Raw genomic sequence first — 20,524 nt, 5'->3', positions numbered from 1 at the left:
GCCCGGAGCATCATGGGTCCATGACTGAGAGCAAGAACACCGAGCTCACCGCAGAGACACCGGCGTGGGAGCAGCGCTTCCGCGCACCACGCGTCTCCCTGCCCGAGTGGGCCGAGGAGGCCCCCGACCGCTCGCTGTTCGTCTCCAACGCGACGGGGACGTACGAGCTGTACGCCTGGGACCGGGCGAGCGGCACGCAGCGGCAGGTCACGGACCGGCCCAACGGGACGACGGACGGCACGCTGTCCCCGGACGGCGCGTGGATCTGGTGGTTCGCGGACACCGACGGCGACGAGTTCGGGGTGTGGATGCGCCAGCCGTTCGACGGCGGCCCGGACGAGCCCGCCGTGCCCGGCCTCGCCGCCTCCTACCCGGCCGGACTCGCCATCGGCCGCGAGGGCACGCTCGTGGTGGGCCGCTCCACGGACGAGGACGGCTCCACGGTCCATCTCGTACGCCCCGGTGCCGCCGCTCCGGTCGAGGTCTACCGGCACCGGGAGTCGGCCGGGGTCGGTGACCTGTCGTACGACGGGTCGCTGATCGCGATCGAGCACACCGAGCACGGGGACGCGATGCACTCGGCGCTGCGCGTGCTGCGCGCCTCGGACGGAACCGTCCTCGCCGATCTCGACGACACCAAGGGCGGCACGGAGGAACTGGGGCTCACGGTCCTCGGCTTCGCCCCGGTGACGGGCGACACCCGGCTGCTCGTCGGGCACCAGCGGCGCGGCCGCTGGGAGCCGATGCTGTGGGACGTGGCGGCCGGCACCGAGACCGACCTCCGGCTCGACCTGCCGGGCGACGTGTCGGCGGAGTGGTACCCGGACGGCTCCGGCCTGCTGATCGTGCACAGCTTCGAGGCGCGCAGCGAGCTGTGGCGGTACGAGATCGCCACCGGCGCCCTGGTCGGGGTGGAGACCCCGGCCGGCTCGGTGTCGAGCGCGACGGCCCGGCCCGACGGCAGCGTCGAGTACCTGTGGTCCTCGGCCGCCGAGCCGCCGGCGGTGCGCTCCACGGCCGGCGGCGTCGTCCTCGACCCGCCCGGCGCGAAGGCCCCGCCGTCGGTGCCCGTGGAGGACGTGTGGGTGGACGGACCCGGCGGCAGGGTCCACGCGCTCGTGCAGCGCCCGGCGGAGGGCGAGGGCCCCTTCCCCACGATCTTCGAGGTGCACGGCGGCCCGGCCTGGCACGACAGCGACGCCTTCGCGTCGGGGCCGGCGGCCTGGGTGGACCACGGCTACGCGGTGGTGCGGGTCAACTACCGGGGCTCGACGGGGTACGGCCGGGAGTGGACCGACGCGCTCAAGCACCGGGTCGGTCTGATCGAGCTGGAGGACATCACGGCGGTCCGCGCGTGGGCGGTGGCGAGCGGCCTCTCCGATCCGTCGCGACTCGTCCTCTCCGGCGGCTCCTGGGGCGGCTACCTGACGCTCCTCGGCCTGGGCACCCGGCCGGACGACTGGGCGGTCGGTCTGGCGGCGGTCCCGGTCGCGGACTACGTCACGGCGTACGAGGACGAGATGGAGGCCCTCAAGGCGCTGGACCGGACGCTGCTCGGCGGTTCGCCCGAGGAGGTGCCCGAGCGGTACGCGGCCTCGTCCCCGCTGACGTACGTGGACGCGGTGAAGGCCCCGGTGCACATCTCGGCCGGCGTCAACGACCCGCGCTGCCCGATCCGGCAGATCGACAACTACGTGGACCGGCTCGCGGCCCGCGGCGCGGTCCACGACGTCTACCGGTACGACGCGGGCCACGGCTCGCTGGTGGTGGAGGAGCGCATCAAGCAGGTCGGCCTGGACCTGGCCTTCGCCGCGAGGCATCTGGGGGGTGAGGTGCCGGGCGGCCCGGCCTGACCGGCGGGGCACTGACGGTCGCCCGCCCTGCCCGGCCTGATCACCGGGCGGGGCGGGCACCGGGACGGCGCCTCCGGCGGGGACCCGGCCGACGGGGGGCGGGGCGGGCTTGCGTACCGTGGGGGCGTGTACCGGTTCCTGAGAACGCCCCGCTGGTGGGGGATCAACGCCTTCGTGCTCCTCGCGATCCCGTTCTGCGTCTTCATGGGCACCTGGCAGCTCGGCAAGTTCGAGGACCGCGTCGACTCCCACCAGGAGGCCGAGCAGCGGCCCGCGCCCAGCTCGCTGAAGGCGGAGCCGCTGGCGTCCCTGCTGCCGGTGGACACCGAGACCTCGGGTCGTCCGGCCGAGGCGCGCGGCCGGTTCGGGGAGCAGTTCCTGGTCCCGGACCGCGAGCTGGACGGCCGCACCGGCTCGTACGTCCTGACGCTGCTGAAGACGGACGGCGGCCGGTCCCTGCCGGTGGTCCGGGGCTGGCTCCCCACGGGCGCCGAGGCCCCCGCGCCGCCGTCCGGCGAGGTCACGGTGGTGGGCGCGCTCCAGGCCTCGGAGAACGCGGGTACGAAGGGCGTCCACACCGCGGGCGGGCTGCCCGAGGGCCAGCTCGGCATGATCAGCGCGGCGTCCCTGGTGAACGTGGTGACGGACGACGTCTACGACGCCTGGATCACCCTCGCCGACTCCCCCGCCGGCCTGACGCCGGTCCCGGCCGCCGCGGCGGCGGGGACAGGCCTGGACGCGAAGGCCTTCCAGAACCTCGGCTACACCGCGGAGTGGTTCGTCTTCGCCGGCTTCGTCGTCTTCATGTGGTTCCGCCTCGTCCGCCGCGAGGCGGAGGCGTCCCGGGACGAGGCCCTGGGCCTGTAGGCCCTGGACCCGCGGGCTTCTGGGCCTGTAGGTCCCTGGACCCGCAGGCCTCTGGACCTGTTGTAGGCCCCTGAACCCGCAGGCCTCTGGGCCTGTAGGTCCCTGGCCCCCGGCCCGGGGGTCCACCGGGTGAGCGCCTCAGGAGGCGCTCAGGATCCCGGTCCGGTAGATGACGCCGGCGCAGGCGTTGGTGACGATCGCCGATGCCGTGGGGCCGCCCGGCTCGGCGGTGTGGCTGACCACGACGCTGCCGTCCGCCGGAGCCCCGTCGTCGTGGAGCAGCTGGGCCGAGACTCCGGCCCCCGCCTCGGAACCCGCGCCCGCCTCCGCGCCGGTGCCCGCCGTACCGGTGCCTCCGGTGCCCGTGGTGGGTCCGGGGTCGACGGTGGTGGTGGGCGGGGCCGTCGGCGGCTGCTCGGTCGGCTGCTCGGTCGGGGTGGGCGGCGTCGGGGTCGGCGAGGTCCCGGTCGTGGGACAGGTCTCGCTCGGCACCCAGACGAACTTCACCTCGTACGAGCCGTTCGGCTTCAGGACGACCGAGGACGACTCCTGCGAGGGGTCGGGCAGCCCGCCGCCGCCGTCCCCCGAGGTGTGCCGGACCACGGAGATCCGCCCCGGGTCGGCCGCGCCGCGGGCCTCGAAGCCGACGACTCCGGCGCCGTCCACGACGCAGTCCCGGCCGGACACGTTGGCGATGCGGAAGTTGCCGTGGAACCTGCCCTGGTCGTCGGGCCCCTGGGCCCCTTCGCTGCTGACGCCGAGCTGGTCGGCGGCGCAGCGGGGGGCGGAGCCGTTGCCCCCGTCCTGCGACTGGCGCGGTCCGCCGGCGGCTCCCGGCGACCGCGGGTCGCCCGCGGAGCCCTCGTCGGTGCCCTGGCTCGGCGAGACGCCGCCGACCGGGGCCTTGGTGCTCTGGGCGCCCTCGACGCCGGCGTCGTCGCCGGTGCCGCCCTGGGCGTCCTCGCCGTGGCCGGCGTTCACCGCGTCGGAGGCCGAGAGGCCGCCCGAGGAGGCGACGTGCACGAACGCGGGCACGGCCGTCCCGATGAGGACCGCGGCGGCGCAGGCCCCGACGAAGGCCTGGCGCTTGCGGGCCCGGCGCGCGGGGACGGCACGGCGCAGGTGCTCCAGCGAGCCCGCGGTGGGCTCCAGGCCGGCCACGGCTCCCTGGAAGAGCCGCCGCAGCGCGAGTTCTTCGTCGCCGTCGCCCGCGCCGGGCCCGGTCTCGATGTTCACCATGCGCTGTCCACTCACGTCGTTGCGTTCATCCAGGGCGTCGCGCTCGTCACGAGCACCGCCGTCCCCGCGGAGCACCTCACCGGGCGTCCCGTCCGGCGCCGTGCCGGACACCTCGTCAGGCGCCTCGTCGGGCGCCCTGCCTGAGGTCTCGCTCATGCGCTCGCTCCCATCGCGACGCGCAGCGCCGCGATGCCCCGCGAGCCGTACGCCTTCACGGATCCCAGGGATATCCCGAGCGTCTCGGCGACCTGCGCCTCGGTCATGTCGGAGAAGTACCGCAGGGCCAGCACCTCGCGCTGGCGCCGCTGGAGTCCGCGCATCGCCTTGATCAGGTCCTCGCGCTCCAGCTGCTCGTACGCTCCCTCCTCCGCGCTGGCCATGTCGGGCATCGGCTTGGACAGCAGCTTGAGGCCGAGGATGCGGCGGCGCAGCGCGGACCGGGAGAGGTTCACGACGGTCTGGCGCAGGTAGGCGAGCGTCTTCTCGGGCTCGCGGACGCGCTTGCGGGCCGAGTGGACGCGGATGAACGCCTCCTGGACGACGTCCTCGCAGGAGGCCGTGTCGTCGAGGAGCAGCGCGGCGAGGCCGAGCAGCGACCGGTAGTGGGCGCGGTAGGTCTCGGTCAGGTGGTCGACGGTGGTGCCGGCGGCCAGGGCGCCTTCGGCGCCTGCGCGGGGCGACGGGATGGCGTCCATCCCGGTCGTGCGGGGCGCGGCGGGCACGGGGGCGATCACCGGCATCCCGCCGAGTGCCCGCGGCCGTCTGAACGGGCGGACCGCGGAGCCGCGCACGGGGCCGACGGCGCTGCCGCGGAGCGGGAGCACCGCGGCGCTCCGCACGGGGAGCACGCCTGTGCCCGCGCCGCGGAGCGGGGCGATTGTCGCGATGTCGAGTACCTCTGCCACGCCTGTTGGACACGCGTCCCCCCGACAGGGTTGTACGCGTACGCCACCCTTTTTGACGGTGAGTCGTATGTCCTCATGCGTAACCGTTCTCCCCCTGTGCCCCGCTTTCACGGCGTGCTCCGCGCCACAAGGTCGTGGGTGAACGCAGAGACGCCCTCCACCCGGCCGTTGGTTGCGACAAGGGGGAAGAGCATCCTCTTCCACGGCATCGCCGCAGTTCAAGAGGTATCTGACGCCTAATTGCTCACAGGACGTTCACAGATCCCACAAAGCCGTGACAACGGATTCCGCGATCTGAAGGGCATTCAGGGCCGCACCCTTGCGCAGGTTGTCGGCGCAGACGAAGAAGTCGAGGGCCCGCTCGTCGTCCATGGAGCGCCGGACCCGGCCGACCCAGGCGGGGTCGGTGCCGACGACGTCGGCGGGGGTGGGGAAGTCGCCCGCGGCGGGGTCGTCGTACAGCACGACGCCGGGCGAGGTCGCCAGGACCTCGTGCGCGCGCCCGACCGGCACGGGGTGCTCGAAGCGCGCGTGCACGGAGACGGAGTGCCCCGTCACGACGGGCACGCGGACACAGGTTGCGGCGACCCGCAGTGCGGGCAGTCCGAGGATCCGGCGCGTCTCGTCCCGTACGCGCTCCTCCTCCGACGAGGCCCCGTCGGCGCCCGCCGTGCCCGACCATGGCAGGACGTTGAGCGCCAGGGGTCCGGGGAAGGGTCCGGTGTCCTCGCCGACGAACCGCCGTACGTCACCGGGGTGGGTGCCGAGGTCCCCGTCGCCGGCCACCAGGCCGAGCTGGGCGCGGAGCGCCTCGACGCCCGCGTGTCCGGCGCCGGCGCCGCTGGCGGCCTGCTGGGCGGTGACGACCAGTTCGGCGAGGCCGAACTCGGCGTGCAGGGCGCCCACGGCGACGATCAGCGCGAGGGTGGTGGAGCCGGGGCTGGCCACGATGCCCCGGGGCCGTACGCGCGCGGCGTGGGGGTTGGTCTCGGGGACCACCAGGGGCACGTCGGGGTCGGCCCGGAAGGCCGCCGAGGTGTCCACCACCACGGCGCCCTTGGCGGCGGCGATGGGCGCCCACTGCGCCGCGACCGCCTCGGGCACCAGGAAGAGCGCCAGGTCGACGCCTTCGAGGGCCTCCTCGTCGAGCGGGAGGATCTCGCACTCCTCCCCGCGCACGGAGGCCTTGCGGCCCGCCGAACGCGGGGAGGCGAGGAGTCGGATCTCGCCCCAGACGTCCGCGTGGTGCGACAGCATCTGGAGCATCACCGAGCCGACGGCTCCGGTCGCACCGACGACCGCGAGCGTCGGCTTGGGCGTCATCGGCCGGTGCCTCCGTAGACGACGGCCTCGTCCGAGTCGCTGTCCAGACCGAAGGCGGTGTGGACGGCGCGCACGGCCTCGTTGACGTCGTCGGCGCGGGTGACGACCGAGATGCGGATCTCGGAGGTCGAGATGAGCTCGATGTTCACGCCCGCGTCGGACAGCGCCTTGAAGAAGTCGGCGGTGACGCCCGGGTTCGTCTTCATGCCGGCGCCGACCAGGGAGATCTTGCCGATCTGGTCGTCGTAGCGGAGCGAGTCGAAGCCGATCGCGTCCTTCGCCTTCTCCAGCTCGTCGATGGCCTTGCGGCCCTCGGCCTTGGGGAGGGTGAAGGAGATGTCCGTGAGGCCGGTGGAGGCCGCGGACACGTTCTGCACGATCATGTCGATGTTGATCTCGGCGTCCGCGACGGCGCGGAAGATGGCCGCGGCCTCGCCCGGCTTGTCCGGCACGCCGACGACGGTGATCTTCGCCTCGGAGGTGTCGTGGGCGACACCCGAGATGATGGCCTGCTCCACCTTCTGGTCCCCTTGCGGTTCGTTGCTGACCCACGTGCCCTGCAGTCCCGAGAAGGACGAGCGGACGTGGATCGGGATGTTGTAGCGGCGCGCGTACTCGACGCACCGGTGCAGCAGCACCTTGGAGCCGGAGGCGGCGAGCTCCAGCATGTCCTCGAAGGAGATCCAGTCGATCTTCTTCGCCTTCTTCACGACGCGCGGGTCGGCCGTGAAGACGCCGTCGACGTCGGTGTAGATCTCGCAGACCTCGGCGTCGAGCGCGGCGGCGAGCGCCACGGCCGTCGTGTCGGAGCCGCCGCGGCCCAGCGTGGTGATGTCCTTCTTGTCCTGGGACACACCCTGGAAGCCGGCGACGATGGCGATGTTGCCCTCGTCGAGGGCGGTGCGGATCCGGCCCGGCGTGACATCGATGATGCGCGCTTTGTTGTGGACCGAGTCGGTGATGACACCGGCCTGGCTGCCCGTGAACGACTGGGCCTCGTGGCCCAGGTTTTTGATCGCCATGGCCAGCAGGGCCATGGAGATCCGCTCTCCGGCGGTCAGCAGCATGTCGAACTCACGCCCGGCAGGCATCGGGGATACCTGCTCGGCGAGATCGATCAACTCGTCCGTCGTGTCGCCCATCGCGGAAACCACGACGACGACCTGGTGGCCGTCCTTCTTGGTGTCCACGATCCGCTTGGCGACGCGCTTGATGCCTTCGGCATCGGCAACGGAGGAGCCTCCGTACTTCTGCACGACAAGGCCCACGTGCGCTCCTCGCTCAGTCTGTGCCGCAGCCGGCGCTGCGATCGGCTCAGTCTATCGAGGGACCCGAAAACGCCACCGTGATATCGGATGGTGAGACGAGGCGCTCACCAAGTGATCATTCCGGCGTCACGGCAAGGGCATCGGCCACGCGGACCGCGTACGGGTGGTCCTCGCCGAGACGGCAGCGCGGGTGGATCCGGCCGGGGCGGTTACTTCCTGGCGGATCGGGTGCGGATGCCCAGGGGGGCCGCGATCTCTTCCAGCATGACGCGGCCGGCCTCTTCGGCGAGGTCGTCCTCGGTGAGGTCCTCGTCGGTGTCGAGACCGTCCAGCTCGGCCAGCGGCTGGTCGAGGCGGACGTGCGCGACGAGCGACTGGAGGGCGCGGAGGGTGGCCGAGGCGGTGGGGCCCCAGTTGGAGAAGTAGGAGAACTGCCACCACCAGAGGGCTTCGCTGGTGCGGCCGGCCCGGTAGTGGGCGAGGCCGTGGCGGAGGTCGGTGACGATGTCGGCGAGGTTGTCGGAGATGCGGGCCGGGACGGGGGCCTTGCGCGGCTCGTAGGGGTCGAAGACCTCGGAGAAGACGTCGACCGGGTCGAGCATCACGGCGAACCGCTCGCGCAGGTCGTCGACGTCCGGCTCGGGGCCCGTGTCCGGCTCGTACCGCTCGTCCGGGACGATGTCCGCGTGCGCGCCGAGCCGGCCGCCCGCGAGGAGCAACTGGGAGATCTCCAGGAGCAGGAACGGGACCGCGCTGTCCGGCTCGTCGCCTTTGGCGACCTCGGTGGTCGCGACGATGAAACTCTCGATCGAGTCGGAGATCTGGACCGCGAAGTCGTCCGGGTCCTGCGTGACGGAGTGCAGTGTGGCGTCAGACATCGAGCAGCCTCTCTGAGAGCGCGCACGAGAGCGCACCGGCCCTGTCCTCATACATCTAGCAGCCTCCGCCCCTCGAAGGCACGGCCGAGGGTCACCTCGTCGGCGTACTCCAGGTCGCCGCCGACCGGGAGCCCGCTCGCGAGCCGGGTCACCTTCAGCCCCATGGGCTTGATCATCCGCGCCAGGTACGTCGCGGTGGCCTCGCCCTCCAGGTTCGGGTCGGTCGCGAGGATCAGTTCGGTGACGGCCCCGTCCGCGAGCCGCGCGAGGAGCTCGCGGATGCGGAGGTCGTCCGGACCGACGCCCTCGATCGGGCTGATCGCGCCGCCGAGGACGTGGTACCGCCCGCGGAACTCGCGCGTCCGCTCGATCGCGACGACGTCCTTCGGCTCCTCGACCACGCAGATGACGGTGAGGTCGCGGCGCGGGTCCCGGCAGATGTTGCACTGCTCCTGCTGCGCCACGTTGCCGCAGACCGCGCAGAACCTGACCTTCTCCTTGACCTCCAGGAGCGCGTGCGCGAGCCGGCGGACGTCCGTCGGCTCGGCCTGGAGGACGTGGAAGGCGATCCGCTGCGCGCTCTTGGGACCGACGCCGGGCAGCCTGCCCAGCTCGTCGATGAGGTCCTGAACCACGCCTTCGTACAACGGAACGCCCTTCTCGGGAGTGCTTGATTCTTACGGTAGTGGCTGGAAGTGCTCGTTAGAAGAGCGGGCTCAGAAGCCCAGGCCCGGCAGGCCGCCCATGCCCTGCGCCAGAGGGCCGAGCTTGGCCTGCTGGAGCTGCTGCGCGTTGTCGTTGGCGGCCTGGACGGCGGCCACGATCAGGTCGGCGAGGGTCTCGGTGTCCTCCGGGTCGACCGCCTTCGGGTCGATGACCAGGCCGCGCAGCTCGCCCGAGCCGGTGACGGTCGCCTTCACCAGGCCGCCGCCCGCCTGCCCGTCGACCTCGGTCGCGGCCAGCTCCTGCTGCGCGCGGGCGAAGTCCTGCTGCATCTTCTGGGCCTGCTGGAGAAGCTGCTGCATGTTGGGCTGGCCACCGGGGATCACGGTCACTCCTGGAGTTCGGTACGTCCGTATGTGTCGGTACGCCGAGCCTACGTGGTCCCCGCCCGCCTTGCCTCCATCACTCTTTCGGGTGAGAAACTGCGGCCTCCTCTACCTGATCAACACCCTCTTGCGGGCGGAAATCCCGGGATTCCGGGCCCGCCGCCCACCATTCGGCGGTAGGAAGGGCAGGCACCACGTGCACCGCACGTCACAGAAGGACATGAGCGCTGAGCTGAACAGAGGAGTCCCCCGGTGAGCCAGCAGCCGGAGATGCAGCCGCCGGGGCCCCCCGGGGGAGACGTCCACCGTGATCTGACCGGTACGCCGTTCCCCCTGGGCGACTGGGGCGAGCCGGCGGAACGGCTCGACGAGCTGTACCGCTGGGTGGAGTCCAATGCCCTGCGCACCGCCGAGTGGTACCTCTCGGACCGCGTCTGGAAGCGCCGCTGCGCCCGGGCCCTGCGGATCGGCACGGCCGTAGGCGTGATCGCCGGCGCCGCGCTGCCGCTGCTCGACCTGACCGGGGTGGCCGCGGGCACCGCGGGCTGGGGCTACCTCTCGCTGCTGCTCGGCGCCGCCTGCATGGCCTGCGACCGGTACTTCGGGCTGACGTCCGGCTGGATAAGGAACGTGGCGACGGCACAGGCCGTGCAGCGCCGTCTCCAGGCGCTGCAGTTCGACTGGGCGTCCGAGAGCGTCCGGGAGGTCCTGGGCCCCACGGAGGGCACCGCGAGCGAGGCCGCCGAGCGATGTCTCGGGGTGCTGCGCCGCTTCTCGGAGGACGTGACGGAGCTCGTGCGGGCGGAGACCGCGGACTGGATGGTCGAGTTCCGTTCGGGCCCGGCGCCGCTGGCGCTCCAGTCGGTGGGCGTGATGCCCGCGCGGGCCGAGAGCCACCACCCCTCGGGCCGTTTCCCGCTCCCGCCCGGCACCCGTCCGAACATGCCCCGCCAGCGGCCCCCGGAGGCCCGCTAGGGCCTGTCCGGGGGCGACGCGGGGGCTTCGGCTCGGGACGATCCCCTGGGCGCTCAGCTCAGGATGATCATCGAGCCCTGGGCGAGGCTCCGGACCGCCGCCGCGTGCAGGCCCAGCCACACGTGACGCTCCCGCGCGAAGGGACTGCCGTCGTACGGGACGGGCGCGGCCGGTTCCTCCAGGGAGGTCGGCCGGTCCGGCGGCAGCGGGGCGGCCGGCGGGTTCGCCGGGTCGATGCCGATCGAGGGCGCCACGAACTCGAGCTCCCGGAGCAGCCCGTACGAGGATCCGAGCGGACCGCCGCCCTCCAGGAGCTCGTCGGTGGTGAGCGGCGCCGGGAAGTCGACCGGCACGTACGCGCCCGCGTGGTCGTAGTGCCAGACCAGGTGGGACTGCTGGGCGGTCGCCTCGAACATCTCCAGGAGCTGCTCGTAGTCCCCGCCGAGCTCGCCCACCGGCTCGACCGGCAGCCCGCACACCTGGAGGAGGTACGCGCGGCGCAGGAAGTGCAGGGCCTCGTAGTCGAAGCCCGCGACGGGGGCGACGTCCCCGGAGAGCCCCGGCATGTACGCGTAGACGGGCACGGTCGGCAGACCGGACGCGCTCAGCACGGAGTCGAAGACGGCTATCTCTTCGGCGAAGGGGTTGTCGGGGCTGTGGCACAGCACGTCGACGAGGGGGACCAGCCACAGGTCACAGGCCAAGGGAGGCTCGCTCTCCGTCGGTTGCAGGGACGGCCAGGGTAGTCGGCGGCGCAGCCGACGACGCCCACCCGCTCAGGACCTGCCCCCGGAGACCGGGCCTCAACCCGACCTTTCGGTCCAGGGTCGTTCAGCGAGCCCGCTGTTCCAGGCGGTCCGCCCACTCCAGCGAGTGCGCGTTGTAGGCCCGTACGACCTCGACGGCGGCCTCCGCGTCGCCGCGGGTGATCGCGTCCACCAGCTCGACGTGCCCGCCCCACAGCCAGCCGAGGAGGTCCCGCTCGGAGCGCAGGTAGGGTACGGAGAAGACCCAGGCCTGGACGCGCAGCCGGTGCAGGAAGTCGGCGATGTAGGCGTTGGCGGCGACCAGGCGGCCCAGCTCGCGCCAGTAGCGGATGTCGTAGCCGATGAGGATGTCCAGGTCCCCGGCGCGGGCCGCGCGGGCCGCGGCCTCGCCCCGGCGGCGTACGGAGACGAGCGCCACCCCGACGTTGAGGTCGGGCTCGGCGGCGGGGGACGGCGTGGTCTGCGGGATCGGGAGCACCGCGGGCGCGTGGCGGCGGAAGATGCCGTCGACGACGAGCATCCGGGCCTCGACCATGCCCCGGTAGTCGTCGACCGAGTACTGGTGGACCCGGAAGCCGCGGTGCTGGTCGGAGTCGAGGAGCCCCTGCGCGCACAGGTCGACGAGTGCTTCCCGTACGGGCGTCGCGGACACCCCGTACTGCTCCGCGATCTGCTTGACGGTGAATTCCTCGCCGGGCTGGAGACGGCCCGCGAGCACCTCGTCACGCAGCGCGTCCGCGATCTGCTGTCGCAAGGTGTTGCGGGTGACAGCTCCGCTCGCGGGCATGGGTCGGCCCCCTCCGTCCGGTTTCGGGACACCCTAGTCCAGACGGAGGAGACCTCCCCGGTGCTGCGGTTACGCGGTGTGCTCGTCGGCCACCGAGAGGGCCGCGTCCAGCGCCGCCAGGCCTTCCTTCGCCTCCGCCTCGGAGACGTTGCAGGCGGGAACGGCATGGGTGCGGTTCATGTTCACGAAGGGCCACAGGCCCTGCTTCTTCGCCGCGGCGCCGAAGGCGGCCATCGGCGCGTTGGCCTCGCCGGCCGCGTTGTACGGGACGAGCGGCTCGCGCGTCTCCTTGTTCTTGACCAGGTCGAGGGCCCAGAAGACGCCCATGCCGCGGACCTCGCCGACCGACGGGTGGCGCTCGGCGAGCTCGCGCAGGCCGGGGCCGAGGACGGTCTCGCCGATGTGGGCGGCGTTCTCGACGACCTTCTCGTCCGCCATCACGTTGATCGTGGCGACGGCGGCGGCGCAGGCCAGCGGGTGACCGGAGTAGGTCAGTCCGCCCGGGTAGGGCCGCTTGTCGAAGGTGGCGGCGATCTCGGCGTTGATGGCGACGCCGCCGAGGGGCACGTAGCCCGAGTTCACGCCCTTGGCGAAGGTCATCAGGTCGGGGACGACGTCGAAGTGCTCGGCGGCGAACCACTTGCCGGTGCGGCCGAAGCCGGCCATGACCTCGTCGAGGATGAAGACGATGCCGTACTTGTCGCAGATCTCGCGGACGCCGGCGAGGTAGCCGGGCGGCGGGGTCATGATGCCGGCGGTGCCGGGCACGGTCTCCAGGATGATCGCGGCGATGGTCGCCGGACCCTCGAAGGCGATCGTGTCCTCCAGGTGCTGGAGGGCCCGCGCGCTCTCCTCCGCCTCGGTGGTGGCGTAGAAGGGCGAGCGGTAGAGGAACGGCGCCCAGAAGCGCACGACGCCGGCGGAGCCGTTGTCGGAGGCCCAGCGGCGCGGGTCACCGGTCAGGTTGATCGCGGTGGAGGTGGCGCCGTGGTACGAGCGGTAGGCGGAGAGCACCTTCGTGCGGCCGGTGTGCAGCCGGGCCATGCGGACGGCGTTCTCGACGGCCTCGGCGCCGCCGTTGGTGAAGAAGATCTTGTCCAGGTCGCCCGGGGTGCGCTCGGCGATGAGGCGTGCGGCCTCGGAGCGCACGTCCACGGCGAAGGCGGGCGCGAAGGTCGCGAGCTTCCCGGCCTGCTCCTGGATCGCGGCGACCACCTTGGGGTGCTGGTAGCCGATGTTCGTGTAGACGAGGCCGCTGGTGAAGTCGAGGTAGCGGTTTCCGTCGTAGTCCCAGAAGTACGAACCCTCCGCGCCGGCCACGGCGAGCGGGTCGATCAGGCCCTGGGCGGACCAGGAGTGGAACACGTGCGCGCGGTCGGCGGCCTTGACGGCCGCGCCGGCCTGGGGATCGGGTTCGATGACATGAGGGGTCATGCGGTCGAGGGTAAGGAACCGCAGGTGGGACGGGCCATGGCCATCTTGTCCACCGAGACCGGGCCGGACGCGACACCTTGCTCTGCCCGGCCTCCCCAAGCCCGACGATTGACAGCAAGCTGTCATCATGACAGCCTTCTGTCATGGGAACCGAGACCGACACCAAGACCGTTCATCTCGCCGTCTACGACACCCTCGCCGACTGGGAGACGGGCCACGCCACGGCCTGGCTCGCCCGCGCCGGATTCACCGTCCGGACCGTCGGCCCGGTCGCCGGGCAGCCCGTCACGACGATCGCCGGGATCCGGATCGTCCCCGACCTCGCGCTCGACGACCTCTCCCCCGAGGACAGCGCCCTGCTGATCCTTCCGGGCGCCGAGAAGTACGACGAGGGCGACGAGCTCGCCCCCTTCACCGCCAAGGCCCGGACCTTCCTCGACGCCGGTGTCCCGGTCGCCGCGATCTGCGGCGCCACGGCAGGCCTCGCGAAGGAGGGCCTCCTCGACGACCGCCCCCACACGAGCGCGGTCTCCTTCTACCTCGCCGCCACCGGCTACAAGGGCGGTGACCATTACGTCGACACGGACGCGCTGACGTCCGGGAACCTGATCACGGCGGGCCCGACGGAACCGGTCGCGTTCGCACGCGAGATCTTCGCCCTGCTCGGCGCGTACGAGGGCAAGCGGGACGCCTGGTACCGCCTCTTCCAGCACTCGGACCCGGCGGCCTTCGCCGAGCTGAACTCGTGAGGCGCGCATGAGCAGCGAACCCCTGGACCGCAGGCAGCGGCAGGACGCCCTCTCCCGTACGGCCCTGGGCGTCTTCCGGCTCAACGGCCAGTTCCTCGCCGTGTCCGAGAAGCTGGCCGAACCGGCGGGCCTCACCGCCGCCTGGTGGCAGGTCCTCGGAGCCGTACTCCCCCAGCCGCTCCCCGTCTCCGGGATCGCCCGCGTCATGGGCATCACGCGCCAGAGCGTCCAGCGGATCGCGGACCTGCTCGTACGGGAGGGCCTCGCCGCCTACGAGCCGAACCCCGCCCACCGCAGGGCCAAGCTCCTCGCCCCCACGGAGGCCGGCCGGGCGGCGGTCCGCCGCATCGACCCGGGCCACGCGGAACTCGCCGCCCTGCTCCTGCGGGAGTTGGGCGGCCAGGAGGCCTTCGGCGAGACGGTACGGGTCCTGGAACGGCTCTCCGAGGCCCTGGAGACCGTCAACGCGGAGTTCCGTACGCCGGAGGCGTGAGCGTGAGGCACGGAGCCTGTACGCACAAGGCGTGAGGGGGCGGGGGCCGGGCACCGGAGACGTGCGGCGCGGAGTTCCTTACGCCGGAGGCGTGAGGCGCGGCCCGCACGCGGCCTATGCTGCCCGCCATGAGCACGCCAGGGCGGAGCGCCGCCACGACGATCACCGGCTGGGGCATGGTCCTGAGCGCGACGGCCGCCGTGGCCGCCTCCGTCGGAGCGGTCAACCCCTACCCGCCGCTCATACCCGAACTGGCCCTCGCCGGCCTCGCCGTCCTCTTCGCGGCCGGCTGGGTCGTCGCCTCCTACCGGGCCGACGCACGCGCGCGCGACCCGCTGGCCAAGGCGTACCGCGAGACCCGGCGGCCGAACCGGGTCCTGCCGTACCTGATCGCCTTCGGCGTCCCCGTCGCCGCCTTCGCCGCCTTCCTGACGGCCTTCGACGTCAGCGCCGACTACGGCCGCGAGACCGAGCGCCTGGAGCGCGCCGGATACGACGAGTACGAGGTCTCCGTCGTCCGCCTCGCGGGCGAACCCGAGTTCCACGAGGGCGACGAGGACCGCGACCCGTACTACCTCACCGACCTCACCCTCCGGATCCCGTACGAGGCCGGCCCCCGCGAGGTCACCGTCCGCGGCATGTACACCCGCCACAAGTCCCCCCGCCCCGGCTGGAAGGTGAACGTCTACTTCGCGCCCCGCGACCCCGCCACGCCCGTCGTCGAGAACGGCGACCGCAAGGAACCGCGGTGGTTCTTCCTCTTCTTCCTCGGCATCTGGATCTGGCCCCTGCTCCTGGTCGCGGGCGGCACCATCAAGAGCCTCTCGGACGCGGACGACATCCACCGGCTGCGCCGCTTCGACCCCGGCACCCACCTGCCCGCCCTCGGCATCCTGCTGACCGGCCTCGTCCTGCTCCTGCCCAAGGCCCTGGGATTCGAGGTGGCGGGCTACGACCAGCTGCCCGCCCTCCTCGCCACCCTCGCCCCGCCCCTCGCCCTCCTCTGGGTGGTCAAGCGGTACTGAACAGCTCCGTCACGGCGCTCCGCAGCAGCAGCGGATGCACGAACCTGTCGGGCCCCGACGGCGGACAGCGCCAGGACAGCGGCCAGGTCCTCCCCGTCAGTGCCGGCACGGGCACATAGCTCACGTGCGCCGGCCCGGCGCTGAACCGCGTCACCCCGCGCGGCCACGACCTGTACGCCGTCGACCCCGGCGGCACCAGGAAATACACCCCCCGCCGCCCGTTCGCCTCCATCACCACCGGCCCCGGGTCCCCACCCGTCAGCACCTCCATCCAGTCGGCCGCCCGGCGCCCCTCGTCACCGTCGACCCGCACCGCGTCGAATTGCACCCCCGCCTTGCGGAGTTGGAATCCGGAAACAGGAATCCAATCCACGTCTACTTCCCGATTCTCTTCATTCACGAGGACATGCTCCCGCGCCGACGCCAGCGCTTTCCACGACTGCGGCGGGCGCGTCGACACCCCCTTGACCTGCACCAACACACCCCGTACGCAGTCGAATTCGGCGGGGAGCAGTTGCGACCGGTTGAGATCGGTTGAGTCCGAATGGGGAGCGGGAATGGAGCGAGCGGAGAACAAGGAAGCAGCGGGTCCGGCGGCACGGACCGTGGCAGGCATGGCGAAGAAAATGCGACAGCGAAAGGGGCTCACTCAGGAGCAGCTTGGGGCGCAGATGGGGTACACCGGCGCGGCGGTCAGCGCCTTGGAGACGCTCGCACAACCGGTGAGCGACGAGATGCTGGTGAAGCTCGAACAGGCGCTGGTCCTCAGCCTGTACGCGAACCACGTGGTGCACGGCCTCTTCCAGACGGAGGAGTACGCGCGCGCGTTGATCGCGGGAGGCTACCCGGAGCCGACGGCGGAGCGGGTCGAGGAGCTGGTGGAGATGCGGGTGGCGCGCAAGGCCCTCTTCGACCGTCGGCCTCCGTGCCGGATCGAACTGGTCCTGGACGAGTCGGTCCTCGCACAGCGATGACAGCGGCGGCAACTGCGTAGAGGTCGCTTCCTGCGCCGACGCCGCCCATTTCCGGGACTCGAAGGTGCAGGACGGCCCCACGTTCGCCGTGGAGCCGTCCTCGTGGAGCGCTTTCCCGGTGTGGCAGGGCTGATCGCTAGCAGGAGAGGTTCGCGCCGGCGGGGACGCCCAGGATCTGGGTGAACTGCTGGTACTTGGTGACCCGGCTCTGGACCTGGGCCGGGTTGCCGCCGTTGCACTCGAGGCTGCCGTTGATCGCCCAGATGGTCTGGCCGAAGCCGGCGCCGTTGACCATGGCGTTGTGGGCGGTCATGGTGCCGGGGCCGTTCTGGGTGTTCCAGTACCAGAGGCCGGTCTGCATGGCGACGGCCGGGTCCTGCTCGACGCGCCAGGGGTTGTTGAGGAGGTCGATGCCGAGGGCGTCGCCGGCGGCCTTGTAGTTGAAGTTCCAGGAGAGCTGGATGGGGCCGCGGCCGTAGTAGGCGGCCTGGCCGGCGGGGCAGCCGTAGGGCTGGCCGGGGTCGCAGTAGTGCGGGTAGTTGGCCGTGTTCTGCTCGACGATGTGGACGAGGCCGCCCGTCTCGTGGGAGACGTTCGCGAGGAAGGCCGCGGCCTCCTGCTTCTTCACCGTGTCGCTGCCGGTGTTGGCGAAGCCGGGGTACGACTTGAGGGCGTCGGTGAGGCCCTTGTACGTGTAGAAGGGGTTCCGGTTCGGGAACATCTGGTTGAACTGGGCCTCGGAGACGACGAATCCGGAGCTCGGCGGCGGGGTCGTGGGCGGGGTGGTGGGCGGGGTGGTGCCACCGCCGCCGCAGACGCCCTGGTCGGCCCAGACGCCCCACTCGCCGGTGGTGCCGGGAGTCTCGTTCTGGGTCCACCACTTGGCCGACCAGTTGTGGCCGTTGTGCGAGACCGTCATCCCGCCCGTGTAGACGCTGGAGGAGTTCCAGGCGGCCGCGCAGGCGGCGGCCGCGCCTGCGGAGGCGGCGGGGAGGAGGAGGACGGCGAGTCCGACGGCCGTACAGAGCGCGGCGATCGCGGTGACCAACTTGCGCAGCATGCGTGCTTCCTTCCGGGTGGGGTCCGGGCGGATTCCGCGCGGATTCCGGTCGCGGATTCCGGGTGGGAGAGCACAGCGAAGCGCTATTGGTCTGGACCTGTCAAGGTCTAGACCAGAAGTTGTGACAGTTGGGGTTCCGGTTGCCCCGGAAATCCTCGCGAATCGGCTCAGCGATCGAGCAGGCGCTCCAACAGGCTGGAGAGCAGGGCCCGTTCGGCGACGGTGAGCGGGCCCATGAGTTCTTCCTGGGCTTCGGCGAGGACCTTGTCGAGACGTTCGAGGTGCTTGCGGCCGCGCGCGGTGAGGGTGATGACGTTGCGCCGGCGGTCGGTGGGGTCAGGGGTGCGCTCGACGTGGCCCTGGTCGGCGAGTTCGTTGATGACGGAGACGAGGTCGCTGCGGTAGATGCCCGTACGGCGACTGAGGTCGGCCTGGCTGGCGGGGCCGCTCTCGTCGAGCGAGACCAGGGCCGCGTAGTGCCACTTGCGGGCGTCCTCGGCGGCGAGGCCCGCGCTGACGAGGCGGTCGGCCTGGGCGGCGGTGAGGGCGAGGAGGCGGCTGGGGAGGGAGCGGAGGCGCTCCGGGGTCTCCCCGGCCTCCGGCGAGTGCTCGGTCATGTCGCGCAGATTACCCGTTGCGTTAGTGTCCCGAACGGTATAACTTCATTAGTGTCACGAACGTTAGTGAACCGAACGTTAGGGGAGTGAACGCCATGCCCGTGATCGATGTCCTCGACTCGACGATGTTCTACGAGTCCCACGAAGGGACCGGCACTCCCTTCGTCTTCCTGCACGGCAACCCGACCTCGTCCCACCTCTGGCGCCACGTCCTGCCGGCCGTCGGCGGCGGGCGGCGCCTGCTCGCGCCGGACCTCATCGGGATGGGCCGCTCGGGGAAACCGGACATCGCCTACGACTACGCGGACCAGGCGCGGTATCTGGAGGCCTGGATCGAGGCGATGGAGCTCGACGAGGTGGTGTTCGTCGGGATCGACTGGGGCGGCTCGCTCGCCTTCGACTGGGCCGCCCGGCACCCCGAGCGGGTGCGCGGGACGGCGTTCATGGAGACGATCGTGCGCCCGATGGGCTGGGAGGAGTTCCCGGAGAAGGCACGGGAGCGGTGGGAGGCCTTCCGTACGCCGGGGGTCGGCGAGCGGATGGTCCTGGAGGAGAACACCTTCGTCGAGGACTCCTTCGCCCACACCGTCGCGACGGGGCTCGGCAAGGCCGACCACGACGTCTACCGGGCGCCCTACCCGACGCCGGAGTCCCGCCGGCCGATGCTGGAGTGGGCGCGCGCGATGCCGCTGGACGGGGATCCGGCGGAGGTCGTGGCCCGTGTCGAGGCGTACGGGGCCTGGCTGGCGGCCTCCCCGGAGGTCCCGAAGCTGCTGCTGACCTTCTCCGACTCGCCGACCCTGATGATCGATCCGCCTACGGCGGCCTGGTGCGCCGCCCACATATCCGCCCTCACCACGACCGCCTGCGGCCCCGCGGGCCACCAGGCCCCGGAGGACCAGCCTCAGGCCATAGCCACCGCGCTCACGACGTGGGCGGACACGGAGGGCCTGGCGGGGGCGTGACCCGCCGGGCGGGGCGCGGCCTGACCGGGGATGGTGGCGGACGCGGCCGGGGCGGCAGGGTGCGGGGCGGACGCGGCCGGGGCGGCAGGGTGCGGGGCGGCCTGACCGGGCGGCTACGGGCGCGGGCGGCACGGCCGGGACAGCCGGGACAGCAGGGACGGCCGGGGGGCGGGACAGCCGGGGCGGCGGGGTGCGGCCTGACCCGCCGCGCCCCGCCGCCACCGCGCCGCGCCCTTCCCGGCCCGCGGGGGGCGGCTCGGGGCGGCGGCTCAGATCATCAGGATGATGCGGCCGGGACGGTGACCGGCCTCTGCCCGGCGGTGGGCCTCCGCGACTTCCTCCAGGGGCATGACGTCGGCCACTCGGGTGATGAGCTCCCGGTCGGCCACCTTCTGGAGGTTCTGGCGGAGGCGGTCGGCGTCCGGTGTGGCGCGGACGGTCTCGACCCGGATGTTCCGTTCGGCGGTGGGGACGCGGTCGGGGGCGAGGGCGAGGAAGACTCCATCGTCCTTGAGGGCAGGGAGGAGGGCGTCGCCGACGAGCGCCCCGTCGAAGACCGCGTCCACGCGGTCCGGGTCGCCGGCGAGCACCTTCGCGACCACGTCCTCGGGTGCGCCGCGCGTGACGACGTGGTCCGCGCCGAGGACTCTCAGTTCGCTCTCGTCGCCCTCGTAGGCGACGGCCACCACCCGCATTCCGGCGGCCGAGGCGAACTGGACCGCCAGACGGCCCACCACCGCGCTGGCACCGGTCACGAGCAGCGTCGACCCCGCCGGGAGGTCGAGGCGGTCGAGGCCCTGCTGGGCGGTGGCCGCGGCGAGGGGGAGGGACGCGGCGACGGTGAACTCCACGTCGTCCGGGATCGGGGCGAGCCACTCCGGGGCGACCCGTACGACCTCGGCGTAGGTGCCTTCGCCGGTGAGCTCCTCGTACCAGGGCACGAAGCCGGCGACCCGGGTCCCGGGAGCCATCCCGGGGACGGGGTCCAGCAGCTTGCCCGCGAAGTCGGTGCCCAGGACGAAGGGGGGCTTGAGCGCGCCGACGGCGTCGGCGTACCGGCCGGCGCGGATCCGCAGATCCGCCTGGTTCACTCCGGCGGCCTTAAGGCGCACCCGTACCCGGCCCGGGACGTCCCCGGCCTCCGGTTCGGGCCGGCGGGCCATTCTGAGCACCTCGGGTCCGCCGTAGGCGGTCACTTCGACGACACGCATGGGGTACTCCTCAGACTGAAGGCCCCCTCGTGGCCATTACACCCACGCTCCCCACCCCCGGCAACCCCTGCCCGTCCGCCTGAAG

Annotated in this window: 22 protein-coding genes and 1 pseudogene; 9 read left to right on the top strand and 14 right to left on the bottom strand. The window is 72.2% G+C overall.

Annotated features, from left to right (window positions below; translation table 11 throughout):
* Nucleotides 1–20 precede the first annotated feature (20 nt).
* On the top strand, nucleotides 21–1,853 hold the full coding sequence (locus OO54_RS09480) for a S9 family peptidase (protein ID WP_033202387.1): 1,833 nt from the start codon (nucleotides 21–23) through the stop codon (nucleotides 1,851–1,853).
* Nucleotides 1,854–1,979: 126 nt separating this feature from the next.
* Nucleotides 1,980–2,720: an SURF1 family protein gene (locus OO54_RS09475; RefSeq protein WP_017240159.1), complete on the top strand. Its 741-nt coding sequence runs from the start codon at nucleotides 1,980–1,982 to the stop codon at nucleotides 2,718–2,720.
* A 138-nt stretch (nucleotides 2,721–2,858) separates the two neighbouring features.
* On the opposite strand, the gene OO54_RS09470 is transcribed toward OO54_RS09475, so the two are convergent.
* The 7 genes from OO54_RS09470 to OO54_RS09440 form a co-directional block, all read right to left on the bottom strand.
* Entirely contained in the window at nucleotides 2,859–4,115 is a 1,257-nt protein-coding gene (locus tag OO54_RS09470; protein ID WP_033202386.1) for a hypothetical protein, read from the bottom strand.
* Entirely contained in the window at nucleotides 4,112–4,699 is a 588-nt protein-coding gene (locus OO54_RS09465) for a SigE family RNA polymerase sigma factor (RefSeq protein ID WP_033202430.1), read from the bottom strand. The genes OO54_RS09470 and OO54_RS09465 overlap by 4 nt, the downstream gene beginning before the upstream one ends.
* A 420-nt stretch (nucleotides 4,700–5,119) precedes the next feature.
* Nucleotides 5,120–6,187 carry an aspartate-semialdehyde dehydrogenase gene (locus OO54_RS09460; protein WP_033202385.1) on the bottom strand — a complete coding sequence of 356 codons (1,068 nt, stop codon included), beginning with the start codon at nucleotides 6,185–6,187 and terminating at the stop codon, nucleotides 5,120–5,122.
* Nucleotides 6,184–7,455, bottom strand: a complete 1,272-nt coding sequence (locus OO54_RS09455; protein WP_033202384.1) for an aspartate kinase — start codon at nucleotides 7,453–7,455, stop codon at nucleotides 6,184–6,186. The genes OO54_RS09460 and OO54_RS09455 overlap by 4 nt, the downstream gene beginning before the upstream one ends.
* A gap of 209 nt (nucleotides 7,456–7,664) precedes the next feature.
* Entirely contained in the window at nucleotides 7,665–8,333 is a 669-nt protein-coding gene (locus tag OO54_RS09450) for a DUF5063 domain-containing protein (RefSeq protein WP_033202383.1), read from the bottom strand.
* 47 nt (nucleotides 8,334–8,380) lie between these two features.
* On the bottom strand, nucleotides 8,381–8,980 hold the full coding sequence (recR, locus tag OO54_RS09445) for a recombination mediator RecR (protein WP_033202382.1): 600 nt from the start codon (nucleotides 8,978–8,980) through the stop codon (nucleotides 8,381–8,383).
* 69 nt (nucleotides 8,981–9,049) lie between these two features.
* On the bottom strand, nucleotides 9,050–9,382 hold the full coding sequence (locus OO54_RS09440) for a YbaB/EbfC family nucleoid-associated protein (protein WP_017240167.1): 333 nt from the start codon (nucleotides 9,380–9,382) through the stop codon (nucleotides 9,050–9,052).
* Between the two features lie 270 nt (nucleotides 9,383–9,652).
* On the opposite strand from OO54_RS09440, the gene OO54_RS09435 reads away from it, so the two are divergent.
* Complete coding sequence (locus OO54_RS09435; RefSeq protein WP_234439559.1) at nucleotides 9,653–10,357, top strand: SLATT domain-containing protein; 705 nt, start codon at nucleotides 9,653–9,655, stop codon at nucleotides 10,355–10,357.
* A gap of 53 nt (nucleotides 10,358–10,410) precedes the next feature.
* Here OO54_RS09435 and OO54_RS09430 read toward each other — a convergent pair whose 3' ends face one another.
* The 3 genes from OO54_RS09430 to OO54_RS09420 all read right to left on the bottom strand — a co-directional run bounded on the left by OO54_RS09430 (nucleotide 10,411) and on the right by OO54_RS09420 (nucleotide 13,345).
* Nucleotides 10,411–11,061, bottom strand: a complete 651-nt coding sequence (locus OO54_RS09430; protein WP_033202381.1) for a hypothetical protein — start codon at nucleotides 11,059–11,061, stop codon at nucleotides 10,411–10,413.
* Between the two features lie 127 nt (nucleotides 11,062–11,188).
* Nucleotides 11,189–11,911 carry a GntR family transcriptional regulator gene (locus OO54_RS09425; RefSeq protein WP_033202380.1) on the bottom strand — a complete coding sequence of 241 codons (723 nt, stop codon included), beginning with the start codon at nucleotides 11,909–11,911 and terminating at the stop codon, nucleotides 11,189–11,191.
* Nucleotides 11,912–11,980: 69 nt separating this feature from the next.
* Nucleotides 11,981–13,345 carry an aspartate aminotransferase family protein gene (locus tag OO54_RS09420; RefSeq protein ID WP_017240171.1) on the bottom strand — a complete coding sequence of 455 codons (1,365 nt, stop codon included), beginning with the start codon at nucleotides 13,343–13,345 and terminating at the stop codon, nucleotides 11,981–11,983.
* 143 nt (nucleotides 13,346–13,488) lie between these two features.
* Here OO54_RS09420 and OO54_RS09415 point away from each other — a divergent pair, with 143 nt between their 5' ends.
* From OO54_RS09415 to OO54_RS09405, 3 genes are all read left to right on the top strand, one after another.
* Nucleotides 13,489–14,094 carry a DJ-1/PfpI family protein gene (locus OO54_RS09415; protein ID WP_033202379.1) on the top strand — a complete coding sequence of 202 codons (606 nt, stop codon included), beginning with the start codon at nucleotides 13,489–13,491 and terminating at the stop codon, nucleotides 14,092–14,094.
* Between the two features lie 7 nt (nucleotides 14,095–14,101).
* Nucleotides 14,102–14,587 carry a MarR family winged helix-turn-helix transcriptional regulator gene (locus OO54_RS09410; protein ID WP_033202378.1) on the top strand — a complete coding sequence of 162 codons (486 nt, stop codon included), beginning with the start codon at nucleotides 14,102–14,104 and terminating at the stop codon, nucleotides 14,585–14,587.
* Between the two features lie 128 nt (nucleotides 14,588–14,715).
* On the top strand, nucleotides 14,716–15,612 hold the full coding sequence (locus OO54_RS09405; RefSeq protein WP_157856445.1) for a hypothetical protein: 897 nt from the start codon (nucleotides 14,716–14,718) through the stop codon (nucleotides 15,610–15,612).
* Here the strand turns inward: OO54_RS09405 and OO54_RS09400 are convergent.
* Nucleotides 15,599–16,012 (bottom strand): hypothetical protein, encoded by a 414-nt coding sequence (locus tag OO54_RS09400; RefSeq protein ID WP_033202429.1) that lies wholly within the window; start codon nucleotides 16,010–16,012, stop codon nucleotides 15,599–15,601. The two genes, OO54_RS09405 and OO54_RS09400, sit on opposite strands and share 14 nt — an antisense overlap.
* Before the next feature lie 226 nt (nucleotides 16,013–16,238).
* Here OO54_RS09400 and OO54_RS09395 point away from each other — a divergent pair, with 226 nt between their 5' ends.
* Together OO54_RS09395 and OO54_RS48730 are read left to right on the top strand one after the other, a co-directional pair.
* Nucleotides 16,239–16,586: a Scr1 family TA system antitoxin-like transcriptional regulator gene (locus tag OO54_RS09395; protein ID WP_267888970.1), complete on the top strand. Its 348-nt coding sequence runs from the start codon at nucleotides 16,239–16,241 to the stop codon at nucleotides 16,584–16,586.
* A gap of 40 nt (nucleotides 16,587–16,626) precedes the next feature.
* Nucleotides 16,627–16,719 (top strand): annotated as a pseudogene (locus tag OO54_RS48730) (DUF397 domain-containing protein); the annotation flags it as partial.
* Nucleotides 16,720–16,722: 3 nt separating this feature from the next.
* On the opposite strand, the gene OO54_RS09390 reads toward OO54_RS48730, so the two are convergent.
* A complete protein-coding gene (locus tag OO54_RS09390) occupies nucleotides 16,723–17,646 on the bottom strand; it encodes a glycoside hydrolase family 19 protein (protein WP_033202376.1) in 924 nt (307 codons plus the stop codon).
* 167 nt (nucleotides 17,647–17,813) lie between these two features.
* Nucleotides 17,814–18,263: a MarR family winged helix-turn-helix transcriptional regulator gene (locus OO54_RS09385; protein ID WP_017240178.1), complete on the bottom strand. Its 450-nt coding sequence runs from the start codon at nucleotides 18,261–18,263 to the stop codon at nucleotides 17,814–17,816.
* Between the two features lie 95 nt (nucleotides 18,264–18,358).
* Here OO54_RS09385 and OO54_RS09380 point away from each other — a divergent pair, with 95 nt between their 5' ends.
* The gene (locus OO54_RS09380) at nucleotides 18,359–19,228 is read left to right on the top strand and encodes a haloalkane dehalogenase (RefSeq protein ID WP_033202427.1); all 870 of its coding nucleotides are present in this window, start codon (nucleotides 18,359–18,361) and stop codon (nucleotides 19,226–19,228) included.
* 269 nt (nucleotides 19,229–19,497) lie between these two features.
* Here OO54_RS09380 and OO54_RS09375 read toward each other — a convergent pair whose 3' ends face one another.
* Nucleotides 19,498–20,439: an NADP-dependent oxidoreductase gene (locus tag OO54_RS09375; protein ID WP_033202375.1), complete on the bottom strand. Its 942-nt coding sequence runs from the start codon at nucleotides 20,437–20,439 to the stop codon at nucleotides 19,498–19,500.
* Nucleotides 20,440–20,524 lie beyond the last annotated feature (85 nt).

The organism is Streptomyces wedmorensis, from assembly GCF_000716445.1.
GTDB classification, from domain to species: domain Bacteria; phylum Actinomycetota; class Actinomycetes; order Streptomycetales; family Streptomycetaceae; genus Streptomyces; species Streptomyces wedmorensis.
The sequence above is the reverse complement of the archived record's forward strand: the minus strand, read 5'-3'. Positions and strand labels throughout refer to the sequence as shown.

Excerpts from the sequence above, each read along its gene's own strand:
- OO54_RS09480 (WP_033202387.1), top strand. The coding sequence starts at position 21 with ATGACTGAGAGCAAGAACACCGAGCTCACCGCAGAGACACCGGCGTGG.
- OO54_RS09470 (WP_033202386.1), bottom strand. The coding sequence starts at position 4,115 with ATGAGCGAGACCTCAGGCAGGGCGCCCGACGAGGCGCCTGACGAGGTG.
- OO54_RS09465 (WP_033202430.1), bottom strand. The coding sequence starts at position 4,699 with ATGCCGGTGATCGCCCCCGTGCCCGCCGCGCCCCGCACGACCGGGATG.
- OO54_RS09460 (WP_033202385.1), bottom strand. The coding sequence starts at position 6,187 with ATGACGCCCAAGCCGACGCTCGCGGTCGTCGGTGCGACCGGAGCCGTC.
- OO54_RS09450 (WP_033202383.1), bottom strand. The coding sequence starts at position 8,333 with ATGTCTGACGCCACACTGCACTCCGTCACGCAGGACCCGGACGACTTC.
- OO54_RS09435 (WP_234439559.1), top strand. The coding sequence starts at position 9,653 with ATGCAGCCGCCGGGGCCCCCCGGGGGAGACGTCCACCGTGATCTGACC.
- OO54_RS09425 (WP_033202380.1), bottom strand. The coding sequence starts at position 11,911 with ATGCCCGCGAGCGGAGCTGTCACCCGCAACACCTTGCGACAGCAGATC.
- OO54_RS09420 (WP_017240171.1), bottom strand. The coding sequence starts at position 13,345 with ATGACCCCTCATGTCATCGAACCCGATCCCCAGGCCGGCGCGGCCGTC.
- OO54_RS09415 (WP_033202379.1), top strand. The coding sequence starts at position 13,489 with ATGGGAACCGAGACCGACACCAAGACCGTTCATCTCGCCGTCTACGAC.
- OO54_RS09410 (WP_033202378.1), top strand. The coding sequence starts at position 14,102 with ATGAGCAGCGAACCCCTGGACCGCAGGCAGCGGCAGGACGCCCTCTCC.
- OO54_RS09405 (WP_157856445.1), top strand. The coding sequence starts at position 14,716 with ATGAGCACGCCAGGGCGGAGCGCCGCCACGACGATCACCGGCTGGGGC.
- OO54_RS09395 (WP_267888970.1), top strand. The coding sequence starts at position 16,239 with ATGCGACAGCGAAAGGGGCTCACTCAGGAGCAGCTTGGGGCGCAGATG.
- OO54_RS09390 (WP_033202376.1), bottom strand. The coding sequence starts at position 17,646 with ATGCTGCGCAAGTTGGTCACCGCGATCGCCGCGCTCTGTACGGCCGTC.
- OO54_RS09385 (WP_017240178.1), bottom strand. The coding sequence starts at position 18,263 with ATGACCGAGCACTCGCCGGAGGCCGGGGAGACCCCGGAGCGCCTCCGC.
- OO54_RS09380 (WP_033202427.1), top strand. The coding sequence starts at position 18,359 with ATGCCCGTGATCGATGTCCTCGACTCGACGATGTTCTACGAGTCCCAC.
- OO54_RS09375 (WP_033202375.1), bottom strand. The coding sequence starts at position 20,439 with ATGCGTGTCGTCGAAGTGACCGCCTACGGCGGACCCGAGGTGCTCAGA.